20 protein-coding genes are annotated in these 22453 nt (G+C 30.1%); 5 read left to right on the top strand and 15 right to left on the bottom strand.

The genetic code is table 11. The features are described 5' to 3' along the window. Window positions 1-8 precede the first annotated feature (8 nt). The 3 genes from WDZ41_03920 to WDZ41_03910 form a co-directional block, all read right to left on the bottom strand. Window positions 9-662: a hypothetical protein gene (locus tag WDZ41_03920; protein ID MEX0940482.1), complete on the bottom strand. Its 654-nt coding sequence runs from the start codon at window positions 660-662 to the stop codon at window positions 9-11. A gap of 87 nt (window positions 663-749) precedes the next feature. Continuing rightward, complete coding sequence (locus WDZ41_03915) at window positions 750-1850, bottom strand: DNA double-strand break repair nuclease NurA (GenBank protein ID MEX0940481.1); 1101 nt, start codon at window positions 1848-1850, stop codon at window positions 750-752. A gap of 71 nt (window positions 1851-1921) precedes the next feature. Continuing rightward, window positions 1922-2296 carry an SUF system NifU family Fe-S cluster assembly protein gene (locus WDZ41_03910; GenBank protein MEX0940480.1) on the bottom strand — a complete coding sequence of 125 codons (375 nt, stop codon included), beginning with the start codon at window positions 2294-2296 and terminating at the stop codon, window positions 1922-1924. 364 nt (window positions 2297-2660) lie between these two features. Between WDZ41_03910 and WDZ41_03905 the strand changes: the two genes are divergently transcribed. Next, the gene (locus WDZ41_03905; protein ID MEX0940479.1) at window positions 2661-3503 is read left to right on the top strand and encodes a hypothetical protein; all 843 of its coding nucleotides are present in this window, start codon (window positions 2661-2663) and stop codon (window positions 3501-3503) included. 76 nt (window positions 3504-3579) lie between these two features. Further along, window positions 3580-4419 carry an HAD-IA family hydrolase gene (locus WDZ41_03900; GenBank protein MEX0940478.1) on the top strand — a complete coding sequence of 280 codons (840 nt, stop codon included), beginning with the start codon at window positions 3580-3582 and terminating at the stop codon, window positions 4417-4419. Here WDZ41_03900 and WDZ41_03895 read toward each other — a convergent pair. The 3 genes from WDZ41_03895 to WDZ41_03885 are packed head-to-tail and all read right to left on the bottom strand — an operon-like array spanning window position 4416 to window position 6742. Further along, entirely contained in the window at window positions 4416-5216 is an 801-nt protein-coding gene (locus WDZ41_03895) for a hypothetical protein (protein MEX0940477.1), read from the bottom strand. The two genes, WDZ41_03900 and WDZ41_03895, sit on opposite strands and share 4 nt — an antisense overlap. 4 nt (window positions 5217-5220) lie before the next feature. Continuing rightward, window positions 5221-6000 carry a hypothetical protein gene (locus WDZ41_03890; protein MEX0940476.1) on the bottom strand — a complete coding sequence of 260 codons (780 nt, stop codon included), beginning with the start codon at window positions 5998-6000 and terminating at the stop codon, window positions 5221-5223. Further along, the gene (locus WDZ41_03885) at window positions 5990-6742 is read right to left on the bottom strand and encodes an ABC transporter ATP-binding protein (protein ID MEX0940475.1); all 753 of its coding nucleotides are present in this window, start codon (window positions 6740-6742) and stop codon (window positions 5990-5992) included. The genes WDZ41_03890 and WDZ41_03885 overlap by 11 nt, the downstream gene beginning before the upstream one ends. A gap of 156 nt (window positions 6743-6898) precedes the next feature. Between WDZ41_03885 and WDZ41_03880 the strand changes: the two genes are divergently transcribed. Then, the gene (locus WDZ41_03880) at window positions 6899-7690 is read left to right on the top strand and encodes a hypothetical protein (protein MEX0940474.1); all 792 of its coding nucleotides are present in this window, start codon (window positions 6899-6901) and stop codon (window positions 7688-7690) included. Between the two features lie 46 nt (window positions 7691-7736). Here the strand turns inward: WDZ41_03880 and WDZ41_03875 are convergent, their stop codons facing one another. From WDZ41_03875 to WDZ41_03865, 3 genes are all read right to left on the bottom strand, one after another. Next, window positions 7737-8339: a hypothetical protein gene (locus WDZ41_03875; GenBank protein MEX0940473.1), complete on the bottom strand. Its 603-nt coding sequence runs from the start codon at window positions 8337-8339 to the stop codon at window positions 7737-7739. Window positions 8340-8421: 82 nt separating this feature from the next. After that, a complete protein-coding gene (locus WDZ41_03870) occupies window positions 8422-9171 on the bottom strand; it encodes a hypothetical protein (GenBank protein MEX0940472.1) in 750 nt (249 codons plus the stop codon). Window positions 9172-9256: 85 nt separating this feature from the next. Next, a complete protein-coding gene (locus WDZ41_03865) occupies window positions 9257-9637 on the bottom strand; it encodes a hypothetical protein (GenBank protein ID MEX0940471.1) in 381 nt (126 codons plus the stop codon). A gap of 300 nt (window positions 9638-9937) precedes the next feature. On the opposite strand from WDZ41_03865, the gene WDZ41_03860 reads away from it, so the two are divergent. Then, window positions 9938-10372 (top strand): HAD-IA family hydrolase, encoded by a 435-nt coding sequence (locus WDZ41_03860; GenBank protein ID MEX0940470.1) that lies wholly within the window; start codon window positions 9938-9940, stop codon window positions 10370-10372. Here WDZ41_03860 and WDZ41_03855 read toward each other — a convergent pair. Genes WDZ41_03855 through WDZ41_03845 form a run of 3 tightly spaced genes read right to left on the bottom strand, consistent with a single transcriptional unit; the run spans window position 10367 to window position 13302 of the window. Beyond that, window positions 10367-11149, bottom strand: coding sequence for a TVP38/TMEM64 family protein (locus WDZ41_03855; GenBank protein MEX0940469.1), 783 nt, complete (start codon window positions 11147-11149; stop codon window positions 10367-10369). The two genes, WDZ41_03860 and WDZ41_03855, sit on opposite strands and share 6 nt — an antisense overlap. Further along, window positions 11149-11850, bottom strand: a complete 702-nt coding sequence (locus tag WDZ41_03850; GenBank protein ID MEX0940468.1) for a TVP38/TMEM64 family protein — start codon at window positions 11848-11850, stop codon at window positions 11149-11151. Before WDZ41_03850 ends, WDZ41_03855 begins: the two co-directional genes overlap by 1 nt. A gap of 15 nt (window positions 11851-11865) precedes the next feature. Beyond that, window positions 11866-13302 (bottom strand): NAD(P)/FAD-dependent oxidoreductase, encoded by a 1437-nt coding sequence (locus WDZ41_03845; GenBank protein ID MEX0940467.1) that lies wholly within the window; start codon window positions 13300-13302, stop codon window positions 11866-11868. A 138-nt stretch (window positions 13303-13440) separates the two neighbouring features. Here WDZ41_03845 and WDZ41_03840 point away from each other — a divergent pair, with 138 nt between their 5' ends. After that, a complete protein-coding gene (locus WDZ41_03840) occupies window positions 13441-14025 on the top strand; it encodes a CDP-alcohol phosphatidyltransferase family protein (GenBank protein MEX0940466.1) in 585 nt (194 codons plus the stop codon). 2 nt (window positions 14026-14027) lie between these two features. Here the strand turns inward: WDZ41_03840 and WDZ41_03835 are convergent, their stop codons facing one another. The 3 genes from WDZ41_03835 to WDZ41_03825 all read right to left on the bottom strand — a co-directional run bounded on the left by WDZ41_03835 (window position 14028) and on the right by WDZ41_03825 (window position 22417). After that, a complete protein-coding gene (locus tag WDZ41_03835; GenBank protein MEX0940465.1) occupies window positions 14028-15524 on the bottom strand; it encodes a hypothetical protein in 1497 nt (498 codons plus the stop codon). 132 nt (window positions 15525-15656) lie between these two features. Further along, on the bottom strand, window positions 15657-16847 hold the full coding sequence (locus WDZ41_03830; protein MEX0940464.1) for a cysteine desulfurase: 1191 nt from the start codon (window positions 16845-16847) through the stop codon (window positions 15657-15659). Then, complete coding sequence (locus WDZ41_03825) at window positions 16844-22417, bottom strand: tetratricopeptide repeat protein (protein ID MEX0940463.1); 5574 nt, start codon at window positions 22415-22417, stop codon at window positions 16844-16846. Before WDZ41_03825 ends, WDZ41_03830 begins: the two co-directional genes overlap by 4 nt. Window positions 22418-22453: the final 36 nt, after the last annotated feature.

The following is a 22453-nucleotide window of genomic DNA, read 5'->3' as shown; positions in this document are numbered from 1 at the left end:
TTTTTTCCTTAATCAGGTTTTTCTATATCGGATATATATTGATTATTATTATTTTGAGGTTGCTTATTAATAATCGTTTTTAAATCTTTTATATAATCAGTTAATGTATCTTTGATTTTTACTATATCCTCATTTACTTTTTGGCAATTCTCTTTATTAAGGGATTTATTATCTTTTAACTGAGAAAGTTTCCCATTAGTTAATTCTAACTTTTTTATTATACCTGATAATTGAATGTCATTATCGTTTAATTTCACTTTACACATTGTAATAAATTCTTCAATATTTCCTACTCTTTTTTCAAAAGCAACAAATCCGTTCTCCATCTCATTCCGAACACCTTTACGTTGTTCTTCAAATTTTATATGCAAATCTTCTACTTTCTGCAAAACATTTTTTCTTGATACCGGAATAAATCGATGGAAAATAAATTCTCCAACTATATTAAACTTATGCTTACACCAATTAAAAAAAGTATTTTTACAATTAAAATTGGAAGCTTCTTCTTGATTTTCAAACTTCATATTTTGATTATTATCTCTTGAAAATATCTTTATGATACCCAAAAAATGGGTAATTTTAAAATTTTCTAAAAAATGCGCTGATACTTGTCCATTTAGTAAAAACATACAAGCAAACAAAATTTTAATAATTTTTTTCATTCATACTTCCGATTATTTCCCAAACATATAAACGTGCATTCATTTTTGCAAGTTTATGCTTATTAGTCAACAATACATAAATCTATTTTAAATACCAATTCTTCGTTTTTTCATTATCTTTTGCGAAATGAAAATTCTCTTTTGAGATTCAATTCCCAATTTTTGAATCAAATAATAAAAAAACTCACGATCTGGCCCTTTAACAACTGCTTGTTCATGCGCTTCTGCTAATGCTATTGGATATCCCTGTCCTTTTTGCGCTTGATCACAAATTAAAGAGGTAATTAACTCAAAATATTCTTGATCTTGTGTAAGCCAAAAAGGAATTTCAACTCGTGCAATTTCGTTACCACAATGTATAAAATAAAAACATGGCTTTAAATGTTCTGGATATGCTTGGACAATTGGTGTATTAGTATAAAAAATCGTAGAACAATGAAAAGGAGGTAAAAAAAATTGCATAATCATGCTATCAACAATATGTTCAAATAACTTTTTATCTTTTTGACTTCCTAATGCAAAACGCAATAAATTAACAATCTCTTTGCTTTTTGGCAAACTAATATAACCAATGATAGGTAATTTTTCTTGATAGTAAGCTTCTAAAGATTCTATATATCGACTCAAAAAATAATTTTTTACTTCTAGATCTTTTGTTTGCAAATGCCAAAATACTAATGATCCATCAATCATTACAACATAGGGCATTGTAATGATTTCTTTTATTTGCTTACCCAATAACAACCCAGCCTTCAACTCTAATTCTTGCCGCTTACAATTAACTAATTCAATAGACTGGTCTAATTCACTTTCTTCATTAACAAATACATATGGTTTTGAATCAAATTTTACATGTGCTTTTTTGCCATACATTAATTGTACACTGCCAATATTAACCAAATAACAAGTGGTTCCTTGATGCTTATCCGGATAAATTTGCGAACCATCAATTGATAAAGCGCCATAATCTAATGGTGCTTTGTCCACAGGAAATATCTGATTAATATTGCCTTGCCATAACGGAAGTTGAAAATGTGCCGGGGCTTGTGCAACTTTTTGCGCAAATGTATCATCTGCACATATTTTTTGCCAGCAAAGATACGCCTGTTCAATTTCATCTTTTAAATCAAGAAAAAGGCCATCTTGTACTTCTTGAAGTGCCTGTAATACCTTTGCTCGGTTAAGCATATTTTCCTTTAATTATATGAATTACTTTAGGATCGAAAGGTAAATATAAGAAAATACATATCTTTATTAATTTAAAGCGATTTTTTATAATTCTGCAAGCCTTGCTGTAATGCTTCTAAAGGCAGTAAAGCACATTTTAAACGCATAGGCCCTAATTGCATACCAATTAATTTTTGCATATCTTCTTTATTTAATGCAAGTGCATCTTCAATAGATTTGCCTTCAATCAATTCAGATAATAAGGAAGCACTTGCTTGACTAATGACACAACCTTTTCCCGTAAATTTTACTTGAGTAATTATATCATTATTAACCATGCCTTCAAAAGAAACTTGATCTCCACATGAAGGATTAAATTGCCCAGATGAAAAATCAGGCTTTTCTAACTGCCCTCGATTGCGTGGATGTCGATAATGATCCATTAAAATTTCGCGGTATAAATTCATAAGCTCACTTTTATTCTACTATGCCAAAAAATCCACGGCTTTAAAACTATTAGCCGCTATCCATAGACTTTAATATCTCACCTCAAACAATCTATTGATCAATTTAGGTTAAACCCTGTACAAACTTAAATCAATCTTATTATAATCTATCTGTAATTATTTAAAAGTGTTTTATCTGACGGAGAGAGACAATGGAGAAGGTGCGTCCAATTTCGCTCCTTATTAAATTAGGACTATTGCTTTTACTTGCCTACATCACTCATAATAATTCTGACAATTACGATGTAAAAAAACAACAAAATCCACACTTTATTTATAAAAACAACAAAATTCGACAGAGTTAGCTACAAAAGAAGGAAGCATTGTGTCAAAAAAAATTATTTGTATAGTATTATACTCTTTGTTTTTGTTCCATACTAATAATTCAATGGATTCAATTGATAAAAAAGATATTATAGTTGATCTAATGAATTTTTTAATTGAACCAAACCATTTGCAAGCAGCACGTGAATTTGGGCTTATCAATTCATTAAGTATATTAACTTCTTGGATCAATTCGAAAATAGGTTTTGCTGAACGAACACCAGAAGAATTATTACCTGATTTTTTTTCTTTATTGCAACAAATTGATAATCGTATTCCTCCAATGTCAATTCAGTGGGAGGGTCATCCAGCACCTTACATTCTTTATCAATCATTAATTGGTGAATGCACAAATACTGAAATCTTATCATCTATAAAAGAAGAAATTAAACAGCGAACACCTAAAAATAGTGAACTATTTGTAAAATGTGCCGAAATTATTTTTGACCCTAAAAAAAATACTCAAATTATGCAAATAATTCCTGCTTCGCTTATGTTGCTCAGGCAATTAAAAACGGAAGGGTATACCATTCATATTTTAGCAAATTGGAATCATGAAGCATTTCAAGAGCTACAAAAGCAATTCAGATCTTTATTTGAAGAAATTAATGGTTCAATTAATCTTTCGGGCAAATTCAAAATAATAAAATGCGTATCAATGTATAAAAATTTTTTTTCTAAACGTAATATCGATCCACAAAAAACAATCACTATTGAAACAGAAGAAAATCGAATAAAAGAATTAAAGACTGCTTATCCAATGCTTACTACTTTACTTTGTAAAAATAAAAATTTAAGTCAATTAACCATCGATTTGCAACACTTAAAAGTCCTTTCCAAATAACTAGCCCAGTTGCTTTTCTAAAAGCCTTCCATTAAACTAAATATACTATCAATTACTCTAATGGAGGCTTAAAAGCATGCGCTTTATTACAATAAGAAAATATTTTATTTTCACTATTTTACTATTTTCTGTTTTTTCAAGTCAGGCTGCAATTATTATTTTTGATATGGACGGTGTGCTCGTCAAAAAAAGCAGTTTAATGAGTTGCTGGTATATTGGAATACGAAATTTTTTCGGTTTTTATAACCCTTTCAGTATTCAAGAAAAATTATTTTCTTTCTTAGATCTGCTTGAACCGCGTACTGAGACTACACCAATAGCCATACATAACAATCTAATATTACCACCAATTATGTGTGATTGGTTATGCGGTAGTAAATCAACCCTTGAAATTCGCAATAGTATTGTACAAGGATTACATGATCATCAAGATTTTTTTTATTCAGATACCGAACGCAATCTAATAAGTGCAACTGCCCAATTTATTTTTGATCCTAATATGCTTGCAAAAGTAATTTATCCGGTAAAAGACGGCATTAAGCTCATAAAACAATGCTTTAATAAAAAAGATAAAAATGGCAACCGTACAAATCAAATTTATATACTTTCTAATTGGGATAAAGAATCTTTTGCCTTAATTTATAGTAAGCCAAAAATTAAAAAGATTTTTAAATACATCGATGGCATGGTAATTTCTGGTGAAGTTGGCCTTATGAAGCCTGATCCTGCTATTTTTCATTATTTATTCAAGGAATATAATCTCAATCCTGATGAACAATTGACTGTTTTTATCGATGATCAAAAAATAAACTTGCAAGCAGCCCAACAATTAGGCAAACAAATGCATACTATTCAGTGCAAAAAACTTAATCATAAAAAAGTACATCGTAAGTTAAAACAATTGGCAGTTATTTAAATATGATCAATCTTTTTCTTGAAAAAATAAATCGCCAATAACGTAAAAAAAATCATAAACAAAAATAACATGCTTACACATAGCCAAATTGGTAGAAAAACAACATCGCCAATTATGGCACGCCGTAGTCCTTCAGTTAAATAAATAAGTGGATTTAATAAAATAAAATAACCCAGTAATGGTGAAAATATTTTCATGACATACCATGGAATAAATAAACCACCTAAAGAAATCATTGGATTATTTATCCGCATCCAAAAAATTCCAGTTTTTTTTGTACTTTCTATAAAGCTTAAAACAAAAATATTAAAAGCGGCACAAAATAGCGATCCCATATATAAAACCATGAGTAATGCTGGCCAAGAAAAATGTGCTGCATAAAAATAAGAACCTAATAGCAATCGAGAAACTGGATAAAATAAACAGGAAGTAACGAAAGCTATTAATGATGAAAAAAATATTTTTTCAATTAAAATTAATCGCGGATTAAGAATACTGATTTGATAATCAATAAAGCGATCGTGTTCCAAATCGTAAAGTAAATCTATATTTAGCACAAAAGCTAAAGGAAACAGTGTCCATAAAATACTCCCCACAAAAAACGTTGTTATTTGCTCTGGCGAAGGGTTAATCATATTGCTATTGGGTAAAATATAACCAAAACAAAAAGTTAATGATACAGGAATAAATAAGCCAAAATTAATTGCAACTCGATGCCAATTTTTTGAAAAAATAAAAAAATCTCTATATAAAAACCACCCAAATACATACAAATTACGTTTAATCTGATCAAACATATTATTATACCCAATCAAGTTTTTTTCTAACAACTGTTAGTAACATGAAAATTTCTATACCAATAAAAATACTCAAAAAGGTTATCGATACATAAACCGATAAATATTCTGAGACACCACGCATAGCGGTACGCAATCCTTCATTACAATGAGTTAATGGATTTAAAAGCAATACCATGGCAATTTTAGGAGAAAAAAGATATGCCCTTTTCCATGAATACAAAAGACAACCAAATTGATGTAATGGTGTTAATATTCGCTGCCAAATATTAAATTTAAACCATTCAAATGATACGGAAAAAATCAAGCAAATAAAAAAAAGCGATACGGTTATCATTGAAAATAAATACATAATAATAAATGGAAGCCATTGTATGTGGGAAAAATCTAAACGCACACCTAAAATTAGTTTACCTAACAAAAAAATCGGTATTGTAATGCACATACAATGAATTACATATATTGCGATATATTCTCCAAAAAACCACGGTAATGAAATTGGCAATGTGCGGCGATAATCAATAAAGTGATTAAACTTGATATCGGATAAATCATCTAATGCACGACTAAAGCCAATAAATAAAAAAGTACCAACAATAGTACCCATAAAAGTATCTGCTACCAAATCTTTTGTAAGACCAATTAATGGTCCAAACAAACCAAAAATTAAATTGAAAAAAAAGACCATAACACCGGCATTAATAAGATCATCTTTGAATCGTTTTTTTAATATATATAGATCGCGCCAAAGCAACATACCAAATACTTGAATATTATTCAGCATTTTGTTGCTCCACTAAAGTAAGAAATACTTCTTCGAGTGTTGCTTTTTTGTGTTTTTCTTTCAACTCTTTGACGGTGGCGGTGAGTAAAATTTTTCCGCGGCTCAGCATGCATACCCGGTCTGAAAGAATTTCTGCCTCTTCAAGATAATGAGTAGTTAAAATAACGGTCATTCCCTGATTTTTAAGATCTTTTATAATATTCCATAATTGCCTTCTAATATCAGGGTCTAAGCCTACGGTAGGCTCATCTAAAATGATAATTTCAGGGTTATGCATAAGTGCTCGTGCAATTAAAACCCGTTGTTTATAACCACCAGAAAGAGCATTTACATTAAAGTGTGCATATTTATTTAAAGAAAACTGATCTATAAGATCATGTACTTTTTCAAGAATTTGATCTTTTGGCAACAAAAAATAACGTCCTGCAAAAACTAAATTTTGTTCCACGGTCAGTTGAGTATCTAAATTAGGCCTTTGTGGGCAAAAACCAACTGCACGACGATATGTTGATAAATCTTTATAAATTGATAAGCCTTTATAATAAACATTGCCAGTCGTTGGTGGGTGCAATGTCGCTAAAATTGAAGATAACGTGGTTTTGCCCGCACCATTTACACCTAATAAAGATAGTACTTCACCTTTTTTTATAGTTAATGAAATATCATCAAGTGCACGTACACTTGCTTGTTTTGTGGTATATATTTTACTGAGATCTTTTATATTAATAAGTACATCGTTCATGAATCACCTGTCTTTTGATCAAAATATTCATAATTAAAATATAAAAAATTTTAAATTTTGGCAATAAGGACCATTTATATATTTACTTTTCTAGCTGACAATCCGTATAATAAAAATATAGAAAATGTTCCTCGTATTTTTTAATGGAATAATAATATGAAATATATTCTTAACTTGTATTTGTTGTGCATACTTCCTTTATATGCAACCGAAATACATATATCTATTCATGAAATACACACTATAGGAAGTAAAATTTGGCATAATGAATGCAATGGTACCATTGAAGGGCTCACCAATTGGAATGAAGGAGAAGAATTTGCCTCTCTGGGCATAGGCCATTTTACATGGTATCCACAAGGCACTGCAGCAATTTTTAAAGAAACATTCCCTAAATTACTTTTTTATTTTGAACAAAATAAAAAAATAATTCCTGATTGGCTTAGTAAAGTACAAAAAACCGGTTGCCCATGGCCTGATAGAACTTCATTTATGAATGCACAAAAAAGCGCTCAAATGATTGAACTGCGTACCCTTTTAACAGAAACTATTGATTTACAGGCAAAATTTATTATCGAACGGCTTGGCAAGATAATTGATTCTATCGAAAACAAAATACCCTCAACAACAAAAACACATATAAAAAAGCAATTTCTCCGCGTAGCACAAAGCCCAAATGGGCTGTATGCGTTAATTGATTATGTAAATTTTAAAGGGGAAGGTTTAAACCCAAAAGAAGCGTATAATAATCAAGGCTGGGGCCTCATACAGGTATTAGAAGAAATGAAAGGAACTAAGGAAGGTAAAGCAGCCATTACTGAATTTACAAAATCAGCCAAAAAAATATTGGCTCGTAGAATCCAAAATTCTCCGCCCACTCGCAATGAAAAACGTTGGTTATTAGGTTGGTATAATCGACTAAATACCTATTTACACATAAACGCATAAAAAAGCTTTTAACAAAACTCTTTTTGTAGATATTTTTTCAATTAATTTAAAAATTGCTTTTTAAATATTGAATTGTACCTAAAAGCGATATACCACATAAAAAACTCAAGCAGCATTTAATTGAATTTTTACTAAAAAAACTCTTTATAAAATTTTTTTTGTTAGTATCATTATCTGATTTTTCATAAACCGCCAATTGCTCAGGTCGTTTTTTTTGTTTTAATTCTTCATTAACTTTATCAATATATCCCAATAAGTTTACTTGCGCAGCAAATTTTTTAAAAACAATCGAATCTGGTATCATATTTATTAATAATGGCTCAATCTTTTTAATCGACATTAATTTTTCAATATTATCTGTTATTATAGGTATTAATTGAGCCCATTGATCAGTATCATTGCTGAGTTTTTCCATAACGAATACTTTTCTATTTTTTTCTTTTATATCAGCACCACCAACTAAATAATTTTCTAAAAATTTATCTACTAAATTTCCTCTCCCACTAGCATGACCAAACAATTTTGTACTTGTATAAGCTACTTTAAAATTATCTAATGCTGCTTGATCAATTGACAATTCCCCATTACCATTCATTCCCATCAAAGCATTTACAGCCAAAAAGAAAGAATATACCATAACTTTTTTCATAATTTCTTCCTAATAATAATTAAATTTATGTGAAAAAAGTATAATGTATTACTTTGAGAGCGTCAAAAAAATACGAATAAAACTATGCTTTTACATATCGATGCATTAAAAAATGATACATAGATTGACTAAATACCGTAAAAATAACACCAAACAAACAAGCTATACCATAATTGCGCCAAGTAGAGATTTTTTTTGATCGTTTCATTTTTGGAGGTCTTCCTATATCAAACATCTCTTGTAGTTCTTTTTTTCTGCGCTCATCTCTTTCAAATTCCTCTGATGTTTTTTTTAAATTTATTCTAAGATCTTCAAGCATTGATTTGCAGTGAGGTTTTTCTTCTACTGCCTTTTGCAATATGTCTAAGGCATATTTATAAATTAAGTTTTGTAGTGGATGATTTTCTATGCATGAAAAATTATAAAATGCACGTTGAGCAAGTATAAATGAACGTTCATCCCCTAAACAAAAAAACAATTTCTCTGCACATTCATGTGCTTTTTCTATATTAATTTTATCACTATCTTGGTACTTTTCCAAAGGGATAAGGTTTTGCATTGAATTATTCAATTTTTCCTTAAAAAAGCTAATCTCTCCTTTATTATTCATAACAAATCCTTGATCAATACAATTAATTAGCGTCTGTATTAACCGCACTTCAAAACAATCTTGAAATGAACGACGAAATTCAACAAATTTTTGAAACTTCCTTACTAATTGCCCTGATGTCATCGACTGAACATGAAATTTATTCGCATCTAAAGATAATTGTTCCATGCTCAAAAGTTGAAATTGTATAAAAACACAGAAAATAAGTGCTATTACTCTCATACTACTCCCCCTTTAAATTTATTGCTATTAGAATAGTACAGAAATCAATTGCAATGCTAGATATCTTTGTTATTCAAGAATTAGATTATCTCCAAAAAGTTTGCATTGCATATTGTCCAGCCCAAAGTAAAGCTGCACCAATCAGCATACCACCACCAATTTTAAATATTGATGATCTAGAGAATAAAGAAGTTTCCACCGACTTTTTTTTTAGTTGATCAATTTCTTTTGTTAGTCTTTCTATATATTTTTTTTTAACTTTGTTCTTTTCTTCTTCTTGATTTAGTCGATCAATTTCTCTTGTTAGTTTTTCTATATGTTCTTTATATTGCTTTTCTGAAATTGTTGATTTATTCTCCATAACACATCCAATTTCACCACGTAATTTTATAGTGTCCATTCCATTTGCTAAACCAGTACCCATTATTAAAACGATTAAAAAAGTGATATTCATTAGCTTTTTCATAATTATTTCCTCCAGTAAAATATATTAAATTAAATATACTTGAAATTAATTCAAAAAGCAAAAGCCCGCCCTAAATACCATTTTGTTTCAATATGAAAAACCACCGAACTAAACTAGCGAAGAACCTCTAATATTTCTAATAGAAAATATAAATAACCAATCTACAGATATCTTCATTTTTTAAGTTGTTAAAAAACCAAAAAATTTAGTGATAAAATATTGTTTTTTATTAAATCCTAACTTTTAACAAAAAACTTTATAATCGATTATAATAAATTAAAATAATCAACAAGGAATTTTATGAATAATGAAAATCAGATAAAGCATATTGTTTTTGATCTTTTTGGCGTATTATTGACTATTAATTCTGATAATCAAATTATTCTACTTGAAGAAGGAATATCATTACTCAAACAATGTCTGCACTATGGTTATAATATTTTCTTACTTTCAAACTGTTCATCTTCAACAATGGCAACGCTTAAGCAAAAACATCCCGATATATTTAATATATTTCAAGGGATAGTAATTCCCCGTGATGTGGGCTATAAAAAACCCAATATTAAAATATTTGAACATTTGTTAGAAAAGTTTAATTTAGAAGCTCAAGAATGTTATTTTATTGATGATTCAATAGAAAATATTTTATCTGCTGAATTATTAGGTATGCATGCTATTCTTTATACTAATCCTGAAGCAACATTAAAAACTTTAAATGATAAGAACATTTTATAATTCATTAAGTTTTTCAGATATTTTATTTTTAATAAATAACTCATCTGGTGCTTTTTTACTTACTTTATATTTTTGCTTATTTTTACTAAAATATTTTACTAATTTTATAAATACGGGAACTAAAACTATTTTACATAAAAAGAAAAGAATTAATCCGGAAGCAATTCCCGGTGAAAAAAGTTCATCTGGTGAAGTTAAGAATACCAATTTGCTTCCGGCATAAGCATACATTAATGAAATAGGTATCAAACCTATCAGAGTTACCCAGATATATGTAACAACAGGCAAAATTGTTAAACCTGATAACATATTAATCAAACTAAATGGCAATAAAGCTACCAAACGTACAATTAATAAATAATAATGACCATATCTCATTATTTCTTCATTAAAATTTGTTAATTGTGTTTTGTAGCGCTGCTGTACCCATCCACCAATAAAATAACGACTCGTTAAAAAAAGAATTGTTGCGCCGATAGTTGCCGCAAAAATAGCATAGCAAGTGCCAAAAAATATTCCAAACAATAACCCACCTGCTACGGTAAAAATTGACGAACCGGGTAATGAAAGCGCCATTGCAATAATATAGCTTGTTAGATAAACACTCACGGATAAATAATAATGTTTTGCTACTAAATATTGCAATGTGTGCATATGCTCATGTAGATAACACAGGCTTACAAAATGTGTTAAGCGAAAATAAATAACAATAAAAAAAATAATACCCAGAAAACTTAATCCAATTAATTGTTTTCTAGATATCAATAAACGATTCATTATTCTTCTTTAACTTTAGATAATGGTGTTTTTGTAAATTTACGTATAATTATTGGTAATAATGAAAATAATGCGAGTAACGTAAGCGCAATAATGATAGGCCATGAAAAGACATCTGATGCTTTTTTTATAGTCATAAGTTGCCTACCGGCAAATGCATAGATAAATGAACCGGGTGCTATACCAATAATCGTTGCTAAAGCAAAACGCCACCAAGAAATAGGCGATACGCCAGAAAGCATATTAATTAAACCAAATGGCGTTACGGGTAATAATTGCAAAAATAATAAATAACTTATGCCACGTTGATGAAATTCTTCATTAAATCGACGCAGTGTGGTGCCATATTTTCTTTGAACAAACTCGCGAAATAAATAACGAAATAAAAAAAAGGAAATGCTTGCACCGATTGTTGCACCAGCTATCGAATATAATGCGCCAAGAATTATGCCAAAAAAAAATCCTCCAGCAACATTGAGTGCCGGTGTTACCGGTACTGATGCAGCAACAAAGATGATATATAATGATAAGAAAATAAATAAAGAAAATAAGTAATTTTGAACAATCATTTGTTGAATATATAAACTATTGGCTCGAATATATTCAAGATTGATATAAGAACCAACACCACTAAAACGAATAATTAAAATAATAATTAAAATAGCAAAGCCTAAAATAAGTCTTTTATACAAGGGCTTCATATAAAACCTTTAATGTTATTTTTTCCACCATACAATCAAAGATTGAAGTAGTTTTAAGATACTATTTGCCTTCAGTTTATCGATATATCGATTTTTGGCACTATGCCAAATTAACTCCGAAAATGTTGGATATGGATGTATTACCGGATATAAATCTGCTAAATCTAAACCATATGTTTTACCAACTTGAATTTCACTGATTAAATCTCCGGCTCGTGCACCAAAAATATGCGCACCAATTAGCTTTCCCTTTTTATCACAAATAAATTTTCCCAGTCCTTCTGTTTTTCCTTCCGTATGTGCACGATCTAATTTTGCATAAGGATAACGATAAATTTTTATCTCATCATATGATTCTCGAGCTTCTTGTTCTGTCAATCCTGCAGTTGCTAATTCAGGGTCAGTAAAAGTAACCCATGCAACATTGCGATAATCAACTTTCTTTTTAAAAAATGGAATTAAAGCATTTCGTACTGCGATAGTCGCTTGATAAAAAGCCATATGGCTAAAAAGATACGGGCCAACTACGTCGCCACAAGCATAAATATTTTTTGCCGTCGTCCGTAAGTATTCATCTACAACTAAACGTTCTTTTTCAACAGCTACTTTTGCCCGCTCCAGATATAAACCTTTTATATTCGGCTTTCTACCAACTGCTACTAATAATTGTTTGCCATCTACTTGCTGCTCGCTTCCATCTGAAGCAATACAAATAAGTTGTACCCCGTCTTTCATTTTCAGTGCTTTGGTTGCACGCATGCCTGTTAATACCCGAATACCTTCTTCTTTCAATTTTGGCATTAATAAATCAACCAGTTCTTTATCATCTCTTGGCAATAAACGGTCTTGCATTTCAACGATAGTAACTAAGACACCTAATCTATTAAGCGCCGAAGCTACTTCAACTCCTATAGGACCGCCACCAAGTATAAGAAGATCTTTTGGTAAATGTGGTAGGCTAAAAAGCGTCTGATTTGTTAAATAAGGAATATCATTTAATCCTTCGATAGGTGGAATTAAAGGAGAGGTGCCAGTTGCTAAAATAATTGCTTGTGCCGAAATTGTTTTTCGATCAAATGAAATATGATTATTATCAATCAATACGGGATCCCCAAAAAAAACATCTATCCCTTGTTCTACGAATTTTTCTGGCGTATGCGTTTGATAAATAGTAGAAATAATCGATCTTACATGATTCATTACTTTACTAGTATCAATATTAAAAGGATCAGCTACTAATCCATATTTATCTAAATGTTGCGCCTGAAATACGGCTTCTGATGATTTAATTAATGTTTTACTTGGAATGCATCCAGTCCATGTACATTCGCCACCAAGTTGTTCTTTTTCAATGATCGCCACTTTTTTTTTTAAACCACGCGCAAGTTTTGCAGAAGTCATTCCCGCTGCACCACCACCAATAACAATAAGATCATAATCAAAAGAATTCATTAATCCACTCTCCGATTTGTTTTTCTATTTTCAAAATAAAAACTAACTATTTATAAGAGCAATAATTTTAAGTAGATTTAATATACTATTAGTTTAATCTAAAACAAACATCAAGATAGAAATTTTAAAGGAAATTGCATGATAGAAGCAGAACTTCGTTATTATATACAGCCATTATTTAATTTTGTTGGAGAAACAACGTATTTTAAATTTTTCACACCAAACAAAATAACCGCGCTTGCTTTTATAAGCGGTGTTTTTTCTGGCTGCGCGATTGCTGGCAATTATTTATATCTCGCGTTGATGCTATTATTATTTTCCGGCTTATGTGACGTTATGGATGGTACCATTGCAAGACTAACAAATAATACTCAAAAAGTTGGTGCTTATATTGATCTGATTTCTGACCGTATGGTCGAAGCAGCGGTGATTTTAGGATTTACGATTTTAATGCCCGAAAATTATTTTGCATTTATTCTTTTTTTTGTAGCGGTTTTGTTTCATTTCACTACTTTTTTGGCAACAAGTGTACTTTATGACAATCAAAGTGAAAAGAGCATATATTACGATCATAGTCTGGTAGAACGAGCAGAAGCTTTTTTAGTTTTTAGCCTCATGCTGTTATTTCCAATATATTCATTTTCATTATTAATGATATTTAATACAATAGTTTTTTTTGATGGATTAGCACGTTTTTATCGTATTATTTCTTTATCGAAATAAATTTAACCCACAAAGGCTGACGTAAATCGTTTTGCTATTGATGAAAACCATCCTTGCGATGATGATATTGTTGGTTTTTCTATTTTTAAAGAATTACTTGCACTATCTCCTTGTTGATTTATTTTACCAAGACAGGTTCGCGCTGTTGTAATTCCACTATAATTTTCAGTAAAGCCCAATTTTTTTGCTTCGTTTATAAATTTATTACATCTACTTTTAAGTTTATTGGCATCTGATTCTAAATTTTTTAATGATAACATTAAATTAAGCAATCCTGCCTCAAAAGCAGTAATTTCATCAATCGTATTGCTTATCTTTTTATATTCTGGACTATTTGATTTAACGCTATTTAGCAATTTGCCCAAGGAACTTTTAACTTTAGTTATTTCTGCACTAATTGCTGATATTTGAACTGAATCTTTTTCCTTTTCATATGCATCCAAAAGGTTGGCTCTCTTTTGAATCCATGCAGTTTTTAATGGATTTAACTTTGCATCAACTTCTGATGATTTTTGACCTATCCGATTCGTTATTTTATCTGCTGACAAGATCTCTCCATTTACTTTTAATACTCCAACCGCATATGGTAACCCATTTTTTAATTCTGAATTAGCCGCATCAAATTCTTTTTGTATGCCATCAACATATTGATCAGTAAGATTGTTAGTTTTTTCATTTAAAGATTTATAAAGATAGCTGGTAATAGTAGTAGTAACAATCAAATTACCTAATGATTTTAATATATTCGTTGCACTGGAAGGCTCTGTGGTGATTTCAGGATTTTCTTGATTCATACCTAAGTTCTGTAAAGCTGATTGGCCAAGGCTATATGCAGTTTTAGCTATTAATGGTGTTAGCTTACTTATCACATAAGCACCAATTCCTATGCATGCTGTTTTTACAGCGCCAATTTTTGCATAAGTATTATTGGTATAATGCTGTAATGCTGACTTAATAAACTTCTTTTGTATTTGCTCACTTTTTTGTTCACCACATTCTTGTCTAAGTTTTTGGCTCCATGCGTGCATAAATTCTTCATCGACAAAAATACATTTATTAGTTGGATGTATCATTAGTGCATCATAAGAATGCCCTTTTTGAAATGATATTCTAGAAAGAAAATTTGCAGCAAATCCTTCAATTTTCTTATTCGCATTCTTTTTCTTCTTTATTGGCAAGGTTTTCCATTCTGCAACCTCTAAATCTTTTAATTCATTCCGAATCATAGTTTCTAAATAGGGTGAAACTGATTCATTACCATACCATTTATATTGTAAATCTTGTGAACAAAATTCCGCTGCATCACGAGCAATAGGAAATGCTTGCACACCGGCATCTAAAAAATCGGCCCATAAAGGAGCTTCAGTAGTGCTTTGAAGTTGCTCTTGCTCAACTAAGCTTAAGCCAGCTGGATCATGAGCATCAATAAACTGAAAATTATATGGAAATATAATAAAAGTAGATAAGAAAAGAGGAATAAGTTTTTTCTTTACAAACATGCAATAACCCCCATTAATAATTTTATAACCTTACTAATGAAATTATCAGAAAAACAATAAACCGTCAATCAGGGGGTTATTTTGAGGCTCGGGGTCTAGATTAAAACGAATAAAAACAAACCAAATGTTTTCTCATTGTAACAAAGACATAGCATAAACAAGCCGATCTATTTCTTCCTGTGCATTATAACCGTAAAAGCTTACGCGCACCGAACCATCGATCTGTAATTTTTGCGCAAGTGGCTGCGCACAATAATGACCAGTACGTACACAAATATTATGCTGATCTAAATAAGCACCAATATCATGAAAATGATACTTTTCATGCACAAAACTTACCATATGCCCCATCTGCATAAGTTGCTTAATCGGGCCTAAAATTCTGATATTTGGCAATTCCTGCAAACCGCTAATTAGCTTGGCACACAATGATGCTTCATGCTTTTTTAGTTGTTCAAAATCAACATATTGATTTAAGTAATCAATAGCTGCGCCAAGCCCAATTGCTTGCGCAATAGGCGGCGTACCTGCCTCATAACAATAGGGCGGCTTCAGCCATTCTGATTTTTCATAACCGGCTTGCAAAACCATACCGCCTCCAAATTGATATGGCGGCACTTCTGGTTGTATTTCTTTTTTGATAAACAACACACCAATGCCTGTTGGGCCAAGCATTTTATGCCCTGAAAATGCTAAAAAATCGCAATCATATTGCTTCACATTAATTTTTTTATGCGGCACCGATTGGCACGCATCAATTAAAACTTTAGCACCAACAGCACGCGCTCGCTTAACTATAACTTGAACATCTACCGTAGTACCGATCGCATTCGATACATCTAAGAATGAAACAAGTTTTGTTTTTTGCGTAATAATTGATTCAATATCAGATAAATCAAGCAACCCATTAACCGTGACTGGAATAAATTTGATAGTTAACTTTTTTTTTAATGCAAGCTGCTGCCATGGCAATAAATTAGAATGATGTTCAAGTTGTGTCAAAACAATTTCATCGCCCTCTTGCAACTGCGCTTGCCCCCAGGTTGAAGCAATAAAATTAATACTTTCAGTTGCTCCAGAAGTAAAAACAATCTCATTGCTTTGTGCGTTAATAAACTGTGCTATTTTTTCCCGCGCATCTTCGTAAGCTTGCGTTGCCTTCTCAGCCAGTTGATAAATTCCTCTTTTTATGGGCGCATTTTTAGATGTATAAAATTGAACCATGGCATCAATTACTTGTTGCGGCTTTTGTGAAGTAGCGGCATTATCAAAATAAATTAATGCGGGATCCGATTGTAATAAAGGGAAATCACTACGTTTCATTTTGTCACATCATTATTTTGTTTGTTATATTCGCGGACTAAACGTAAAACTTTTTTATCGTTTAATAGCTCAACATAATCTCTCAATATTTGTTTATATTTTTCCTGCTTTGCATGTTCTTTCAAAAAATTCAAAAATTTATTTGCAACTGATTGTGTATAATTATTTATAAATTTACTTTCTTGCGTATTTTCATCAATAATAATATGCTTAAATGCAATTTTTATTATTTGGAATAATTCTACAATATCTGGTTGTTTTCTTTTTTCTAAAGTAAGCTTTAAATCAATTGACGCACAGGCTCCTTGTGCCACAATCAACTTATTTTTACTATTCGCAGCTTTCTGCAAATAACGACGCGCATTATTAAAAAGATCTCCAATGTCTAAATTGGTAACCAAACGAATTGCTTGAATATTATATCGTGCAAGCAATAAAGATATTCTTTCTGAATTTTTTCTTTCTGCTAATAGTAGTAAATTATCTAATAATAGAGATTTATATATTGTATTCCATGATTCACCCTTAAATTTCTTTTCAAGCTCATCTAAAACATGTTCAAAAAGATCTAATCCCTTATCTTCTGATTCTTCAACACCTAAGCCCTTTAAAAGCATGATGCATTTATATATTAATACCGTTGCATTATTCTGCATTGATTCGTGATTAAAATATTCCCAAGCTTTCTGATATTCTGTACGTTCAAAATAAATTTCTCCTAATTTTTGATAACCGTCATAATATCCTTTTGCTATTGCTTTTTCATATAATTTTATTGCTTCATTAATATTTTTTTTATGCTGAATACCATCCTTATATATCATTGCAAGGGCAGCAATAGCATCTCTATCTTCATTTTCTGCTGCCATCTTCAAATATTTTATTCCTTTTTCTATATTCGGAGTTATTTTTCCTCCACATCCTAATGTATCGGTACCTTTAATTAACCTTCTCCATAAAAAGCGTTGTGCTTCTATATTATTTTTTTGTGCCAATTTTTCGAGCCATTTTAAAGCTAACTCTATTGATTCATCTGAGGATAATTTAGCATTACCATTTAAATAAAAAAAGTTGATTATTTTTACCAATCCCTCATGGCAAGGATCAACATTGAAAGCTTCTTCATATAATTGAGTAATAACTTTATAATCAAATGCATTACTATTAATCCATTGTGCTTTACATAAAATAATACTACATAGATCATATTTATATTTTTTTTGTTCAGATGGATTTTCTTCTTTTAAGAGTGCATATTCTGCATATTCTTTTGCTTTATTATAATAAGTTAAAACATCAAAAGGCACATTAAATATTTGTCGTTTAAATTGCGCACCAAGACAAAAATTTTTGCCAAGAGAATAAGAAATCATGGGATAATTCAATCGATTTTTATCTAAGTATTCAAATAAATTATTTACTTGCGTTTCAACTTCTGGATTAAAATATTCTGAAGCAACAAGTATTTCTATAAAATTGTCAAAACAAGAAAGCAATCGACGTAAAAATTCAAGATTATGCTGTGTTTTAAAAAGTTTTAATTCATAATGAATTAACGGTAAGTATGCAGGGATAGTACAATATAGATTTTTTTGTTTAACCGCATCTTTTTCAATTATAGGTTTCATGCAATTTATTAGACCTAAAAAACCCATTTCTAACATTTCTTGATTTATCTGTGGCACCACATCATTCAAAATTGATAAAACTTCTTCTTGTAAATGCAACTCATTATATTGATGCAGTTTAATTTGTAGATTTTTAATAAAATAATCTAAAAGAATAATCCCTTTTTCTATAGATTGTTCTACTCCGAACCCTTCAATATACATTTTTCCTAAATACGCTTTAGCATGTATATTTCCTAATTCTTCTGCCTTTGTAAACAATTCAAATGCCTTATTGAAAAACCTATTTTGTAAAAAATAAAGTGCTTGAGCGCATTCTTTTTCACCATTATTATTTTCAGGCAAACGATTCTTTATTTCTTGTGGATCTAAAAATTTAATATCTACCTTTAGTTTTTTTAATAAATTATCTATATATAAACAATCAAGAACAGAGCAGTTTTTCCGATGATCAAGTAATAGATTTATTATATGATCCCTTTCAATACCAGCATTTCTTATAATTTCACAACACTCACATTCAAGATCGCCAAGCAACATAGCAGAATGCAGATTTTTATGAGCAGATTTTTTTAGCAGTTCATATCCTTTTTTCCGTTCTTGATCATTTGATTTTATGATTAATTGTTTGCTTAAAGCAAATGAAAAATGCATATTCCCTGTTGTATCCAAATATTCAGCATATGGTTCTGCCTTTTCTAATTGATCATTTTCAATATAATGGCAAACAATAGTCTCACAAATATTTTTTAAATATTTTTGGGCAATTTTTTTTTCATCTTCCTTTAATTCTAAATTCAATGCCTGCTTAAGATATTTTTCTGCTATTATTAATTCCGGCAAGGAATATTCAATTGATTTTTTTTGTTTTTCAATTGCATCAATGTAAATTAAACCAAGCAAATAGGATGCGGATCCATTTTCTTTAGATATGTTGTTTATACGGTCATATAATCCTTCTTTTTTTAAATGAGGTAGGAGTATTATTGGTAATCTACAAAAAAATTGCACTCCTTTTTGGAAATGCTCCAATGCTCTATTTTTGTCTGGATATACATCAAATAAATTATTAACCAATACACAAAATGCCTCTGGATGACCATTTTCCATTAAAAACGTTAATATTTTTATGGCTTCATTTAGGTGTTCTTCTTGATCTGCAAACATTGCCTGACCAAAAAAATATATCGCTTTTTTAATACTTTTTGGATCCATGTTTTGTTCTAACAAATGAACACCGCATTCGAATAGTGCCTTAGCATGTCCTTGATTTGCCGCTTGCATTTTAAATGCAAGCGCTCGTTTTTGATCAGCATTAATGACCGATGAAATACCTTTTTCAAAGATTATTGCCAAGGAATAGGCTATATCTTTATTTTTTGGTGCAAACTTTTCTAATGCTGCAATACTTTGATTCAAAAATTGTACGTCACTCTTATTATTTTCATCAATAGAACAAATAACTGAATCTAAAAGTTGTCCTGCTTTTTCATAGCTTTCTGGATCTTGCAAGTAAACATCAAAAAGCATATTTTTAGCTTTAATATTTTGATTGCTTACTTTTTGTAGTAATTCCATACCCAATTCAAACCATTTTGATGCTGGTTTATTCACTCTAATAAGATATTCTCCAAGTGGATAATATAATTCGGTATCATTATTTTTACATACTGTATCAATTAATTTAGATATAACATTCGATTTTTTTAAGAGATCAAAAGGCTTAGAATCCATTTTATCTAAAACATGGACAATTTTTTTACTAAATAAATGATCATGATTATGGTTTATATAAACATTTAAAATAGTCTCAATTGCATCTACATTTCCTGATTGTGCATATTTAAGTAATTTATTTAATATAATGTCATAATTATATTCATCATTATGTTGAGATAATAATTTTATATAAGTAGAGCATGCTTTTTGTTTATATGATTTTTTCTGCGAACGTTTCTCATAAAATTTAGCGAGTGCTTGGGTAACATCAAATGAAGAGTTACTGCATTTTATTAATAAATTTTCAATATCAAAAATCTCAGCTCTCTGTAATGATTTTTCATTTACCTGATCTTCTGCTTTATTTAAATAATTCAATGCTTCAGATGGTTGTATTGTAATTAACAAATCACACATAGCATAGCAAGCTTCTATATCCCCTAATTGAGCTAATTTTTCAAGAATTTTTCTTGCTTGATCGGTCAATTCGTTTTCTTGTTTATTCTGGGAATCTACATACTTTTTTATAAAATACCATAAATCAACTCCTTTATGAGTAGATTTTTTTTGAACATCTAGAAATACTGCTTGTGGATACTCGTCGCGCAATGCTTTAGCAAAATATTTTCGTGCTTCTTTACCATTATTTTTTATATAGTTTTTGTCAAAAATGAGAAAAAGAACATAAGAAGCTTGTGGATTTTTTGAAGAATTTTTTTTCAACTGAGTGACTATTTGATTCAATATAAATTTATTACTACTTAAAGTTCTTGTCTGTATTAATTTTTCTAATAAATTTAACGAACATTCTTGATTAGTCTTAAACATAGTAATAATTATATACAGTAATTGATCCGGAAATTTGGTATGATTTATATAAAAATTACCAATTGTTTCTTGATATTCCATAAAAATAGATTTAATTTTTTGTAATTCTCCTTGTTTTACTAAATTATCTATCTCAGACAATAAATATGATAATTGTGAACATATTATTGGCTCAGCTAATAAATGTGATAATTGTGAACCTATTTTTGGCTGATATTTTATGAATAAATGATATCGTTTAAATGCTTCTTCATAATTTCCAGCATGCAAAAAAAGATCTGCAATACAATGTTTTACACGCTGTCCGTAATAGCTATTATGCTTTTCAGCATATTCATTTACTTTTCCAAATAAAGAAGTATTTATAAAATTTTTAACTTTTGTTTTATTTTCATCATCTGTTTCCATCAAATAATGCGTAACTTTATCAAACAAATGAATCCCAATTCCGGGTTTACCAGTTTCTAATAAAATTGGTATTAAAAAAGATTGCGCAATAAAATCATTCTTTTTAACCGCAAGTTTTTGCAATATGGCCAAAGCCTTTTGCTTCGATTTTGGTGGTGTATCTGAATCAACAATTAAATCAGCTAATTGCTTAAAACCTTCATATGAATCTTTTTTTATACCTTGACCAGTATAAATCATTGAAGCAGTTTTAATTTTAGCATCCCAATTACCATATTGTGCTGCAACATCAAAACAAATATAAGCCTTCTCTGGCTCAAATAATCTATAATAAATATCTCCTAATAATTTTGTCCAAGATAAATCATTAGTTAATGAATATGCTAAATGACCATAATATAAAGCAGCTTGTTCTTTTCCAAATTCTTTATTATATTCTCGTGCCGCTTTTTTTATTGCTGGTGCGTGTAAATGAACCAATAAATCTTTTGTAACAACTTCTTCTTGCTCGTTAACAAAATCAGCTTGAATAATACTTGGCCAACATGCATTGGCTAAATATTTAAAGGCTTTTTTCCGTTGATTCTCCTCAAAATATTTTTTTGCACATTCTAATTGATGGGGCGGGTATCCAGAAGATTCTAAATATGCTTGCGCCATTTTCAGATTATTTTCTTGCGCATGAATAGTAACTAATCGATCAGTTGCGGCATACTGAAATCCACTTAAATGTAATTCTTTCAACAAAGTCATGCCAAACTTCTTCGCTTTTGGATCGGTATCATCAGCATATTCACAAGCAGTTGAAAAAACTTCATTAAAACCATTGCGACCAAATGCTGCATCAAGCAATCCTGATCCACTAGTCAATTTTGGCTTAATTGACTCAGATATTGTACCTATTTCATTTAATTTTTCATTGCTATAACAAAAAAAAGAACTGATAAGAACTAAGGAAAAGAATAAATTATTAAAATACCAATTCATAAAATGATCTCCCTTTAAAAATTTATTGGCACTTAT

This window comes from Candidatus Babeliales bacterium, from assembly GCA_040879965.1.
Lineage (GTDB): Bacteria > Babelota > Babeliae > Babelales > JACPOV01 > JBBDJI01.
Note: the sequence above shows the minus strand (reverse complement) of the source record. Positions and strands in the feature narration are given on the sequence as shown.

Bases quoted from the DNA above. Each gene is read 5' to 3' on its own strand.
- WDZ41_03920 (MEX0940482.1), bottom strand. From the start codon at position 662: ATGAAAAAAATTATTAAAATTTTGTTTGCTTGTATGTTTTTACTAAAT.
- WDZ41_03830 (MEX0940464.1), bottom strand. From the start codon at position 16,847: ATGAAACGTAGTGATTTCCCTTTATTACAATCGGATCCCGCATTAATT.
- WDZ41_03895 (MEX0940477.1), bottom strand. From the start codon at position 5,216: ATGTTTGATCAGATTAAACGTAATTTGTATGTATTTGGGTGGTTTTTA.
- WDZ41_03915 (MEX0940481.1), bottom strand. From the start codon at position 1,850: ATGCTTAACCGAGCAAAGGTATTACAGGCACTTCAAGAAGTACAAGAT.
- WDZ41_03910 (MEX0940480.1), bottom strand. From the start codon at position 2,296: ATGAATTTATACCGCGAAATTTTAATGGATCATTATCGACATCCACGC.
- WDZ41_03835 (MEX0940465.1), bottom strand. From the start codon at position 15,524: ATGTTTGTAAAGAAAAAACTTATTCCTCTTTTCTTATCTACTTTTATT.
- WDZ41_03870 (MEX0940472.1), bottom strand. From the start codon at position 9,171: ATGAGAGTAATAGCACTTATTTTCTGTGTTTTTATACAATTTCAACTT.
- WDZ41_03845 (MEX0940467.1), bottom strand. From the start codon at position 13,302: ATGAATTCTTTTGATTATGATCTTATTGTTATTGGTGGTGGTGCAGCG.
- WDZ41_03850 (MEX0940468.1), bottom strand. From the start codon at position 11,850: ATGAAGCCCTTGTATAAAAGACTTATTTTAGGCTTTGCTATTTTAATT.
- WDZ41_03855 (MEX0940469.1), bottom strand. From the start codon at position 11,149: ATGAATCGTTTATTGATATCTAGAAAACAATTAATTGGATTAAGTTTT.
- WDZ41_03890 (MEX0940476.1), bottom strand. From the start codon at position 6,000: ATGCTGAATAATATTCAAGTATTTGGTATGTTGCTTTGGCGCGATCTA.
- WDZ41_03825 (MEX0940463.1), bottom strand. From the start codon at position 22,417: ATGAATTGGTATTTTAATAATTTATTCTTTTCCTTAGTTCTTATCAGT.
- WDZ41_03865 (MEX0940471.1), bottom strand. From the start codon at position 9,637: ATGAAAAAGCTAATGAATATCACTTTTTTAATCGTTTTAATAATGGGT.
- WDZ41_03885 (MEX0940475.1), bottom strand. From the start codon at position 6,742: ATGAACGATGTACTTATTAATATAAAAGATCTCAGTAAAATATATACC.
- WDZ41_03840 (MEX0940466.1), top strand. From the start codon at position 13,441: ATGATAGAAGCAGAACTTCGTTATTATATACAGCCATTATTTAATTTT.
- WDZ41_03880 (MEX0940474.1), top strand. From the start codon at position 6,899: ATGAAATATATTCTTAACTTGTATTTGTTGTGCATACTTCCTTTATAT.
- WDZ41_03875 (MEX0940473.1), bottom strand. From the start codon at position 8,339: ATGAAAAAAGTTATGGTATATTCTTTCTTTTTGGCTGTAAATGCTTTG.
- WDZ41_03860 (MEX0940470.1), top strand. From the start codon at position 9,938: ATGAATAATGAAAATCAGATAAAGCATATTGTTTTTGATCTTTTTGGC.
- WDZ41_03900 (MEX0940478.1), top strand. From the start codon at position 3,580: ATGCGCTTTATTACAATAAGAAAATATTTTATTTTCACTATTTTACTA.